The sequence below is a fragment of the Catenulispora sp. MAP12-49 genome, from assembly GCF_041262705.1.
In the GTDB taxonomy this organism is placed as follows: domain Bacteria; phylum Actinomycetota; class Actinomycetes; order Streptomycetales; family Catenulisporaceae; genus Catenulispora.
Genome location: NZ_JBGCCP010000085.1, coordinates 1 through 2,510, shown reverse-complemented (window position 1 = coordinate 2,510; position 2,510 = coordinate 1). Strand labels below are relative to the sequence as shown.

At 70.7% G+C, this 2,510-nt stretch carries 2 protein-coding genes; both read left to right on the top strand.

Features of this window, described 5'->3' with window-relative positions:
- A partial coding sequence (locus tag ABIA35_RS49360; protein WP_370347965.1) for a DUF5372 family protein occupies positions 1–304 on the top strand: 304 nt, incomplete at its 5' end.
- A 145-nt stretch (positions 305–449) separates the two neighbouring features.
- The gene (locus ABIA35_RS49355; RefSeq protein WP_370347967.1) at positions 450–2,495 is read left to right on the top strand and encodes a recombinase family protein; all 2,046 of its coding nucleotides are present in this window, start codon (positions 450–452) and stop codon (positions 2,493–2,495) included.
- Positions 2,496–2,510 lie beyond the last annotated feature (15 nt).

The following is a 2,510-nucleotide window of genomic DNA, read 5'->3' as shown; positions in this document are numbered from 1 at the left end:
GGGACGGAGACGGCACACTGCCACGTCGTCCAGGCAGCATTCGGGATGGCTGACGGTGACCCAACGGTTCCACCCGCTGGTCGGGCGCCGGGTCGAGGTCCTGTACTCGATGAAGCGCGCAGGTCGGCGGATGTTCGTGGTCGATGCCGGCAACGGCGGCCGAATGACGGTGCCGGAGCAGTGGACCGACCGGGGTCCCGCGCCGGAGTGCGCGCGGTTCGCGCCGGAGGCGCTGACCGAGTTGCGTGCGCTGTTGGATGCTCTCGCAAGCCGTTGCGCGCGGCCGGAAGCAGGCGAATCGTGAACAGCAGAGGTGCTGGTCGGTGCGGCGTGTCCGGTGCGCTGACGCCGGGACGGGAGAGCTGCGGTGATCGAGGGATGGGATCGGGACGGCGCCGTGGCTGTGCTGGCGAACATGGTCGAGTCCCGGTTGAACGCGGGAGCCGGCTGTGAACGGCGAATCGAAGATCACCACGTCGCACCGGTCGCGCAAAGCTCTGATATACCTGCGCCAGTCCACGATGTTGCAGGTCCGCGAGCACACCGAGTCCACGATGCGGCAGTACGGCCTGGCCGACGTGGCCGCCTGCCTGGGCTGGGCGGCGGACGACATCGTGGTGGTCGACGCAGACCTGGGGGTCTCCGGCCGGTTCGGGACCGCTCGCGGCGGGTTCGCCGAGATCGTCGCCACCGTCTGTCTCGGGCAGGCCGGAGCCGTGCTCGGCCTGGAGGTATCGCGCCTGGCCCGATCCTCCGCGGAGTTCGCCCGGCTGCTGGAGCTGGCCCGGCTCACCGACACCCTGGTCATCGACGCCGACGGCGTCTACGACCTGGCCGACATCAACGACCGGCTGTTGCTGGGCTTGAAAGGGAGCATGTCCGAAGCTGAACTCCACCTGTTGACCGGACGTTTGCAGGGCGCGAAGAAGGCCGCCGCTGCACGCGGGGAGCTGCACAGCCCGCTGCCGGTCGGCCTGGTCTACGACCTGGACGGGAACACCGTCCTGGATCCGGACCAGGAGGTCCAGGCGGCGGTGGCCGACGTTTTCGCCGAGTTCGCACGCACCGGCTCCGGGTTCGGCGTCGCAGCGGCGTTCGCCGGGCGCAAGTTCCCGCTGCGCGCCTTCGGCGGCGCCTGGGCCGGGCAGCTGCGCTGGGGCCGGCTCACCCACGCCCGGGTGATCAGCGTGCTGGCCAACCCGGCCTACGCCGGAGCCTACGTCTACGGCCGCCACACCACGGTGACCCGGGTGCAGCCCGACGGCACCGTGCGCACCACCGCCCGGCTGCTGCCCCGCGACCAGTGGCAGGTCCTGATCACCGAGCACCACCAGGGATACGTCACCTGGCAGCAGTTCCTTGACATCGAGGCGAAACTCGCTGCGAACTGCACCAACAACGGGGCCCGGCCCCCGCGCGAAGGCCAGCCGTTGTGCCAGGGCATCATCGGCTGCGGCTCGTGCGGCAGCCGGCTGGGAACCCGCTACTCCACAGCCGGCCGCGGCTACTACGAGTGCATGGCCCACCGGGACTCCGCGCGCACTCAGACCTGCCGCTCGATCGCAGCACCCACCGTCGACGACGCGGTCGCAGCCCTGCTGCTGCGCTGCATGACCGGCGAACAGATCACCCTCGCCCTCGACGCCGCCGACGCTGTCGCCGACCGCCACACTCGCGCGCACCGCGCCGCTGAGCTGGCCGTCGAGCGCGCCCGCTACGACGCCGCCCGCGCTGAACGCGCCTTCGAACAGGTCGATCCCGACAACCGCCTGGTTGCCCGCACCCTGGAGGCAAGATGGGAGGCGAAGCTCACCGCCCTGACCGAAGCCGAGGCGGCACTGGTCACCGCCCGCGACGCCCGACCGCCGCTGCCGGACCGCGACCAGCTGCTGGCCCTGGCCCGCGATCTGCCTCGGCTCTGGGACGACCCTGCCACCAGCCCGAAAGACCGCAAACGGCTGCTGCGCACCGTGATCAGCGACGTCACCGTCATGCCCGACGGACCCGACGGCACCGTCCGCATCGGCGTGCGCTGGCACACCGGCGCCACCGACGAGATCACCACCAGCCGCCGCGGCCCGGACCGCACCCCGCCGGAAGCCGCCGAACTCATCAGAGCCCGAGGACCGGTACTCACCCACGAACAGCTGGCTGCCGAGCTCAACGCCGCCGGACTGAGCACCGGCAAAGGACGGCCCTTCGACGTCAAAGCCGTGAAATGGGCCCGCCACACCCTCAAGGTCCCCGCGCCCCGGACACAGCCGCTACTCGACGGCGAGGTCACCGTCAGACAAGCCGCCGCCGAGCTGGGCATCAGCGCCGACGCCGTCTACTACTGGCTGCACAACGCACAGGTCCCGGCCCGCAAAGACCCCTCCGGACGCTGGTGCATCCCCTGGACCGCCGACAACCAGCAGATCTACCGCCAACGCCTCGCGGAATCCTTCCGCCTGGACCCCGAAACCCCAACCACCACCACAGGAGGCGCAGTATGACAACACCGTCGGCAC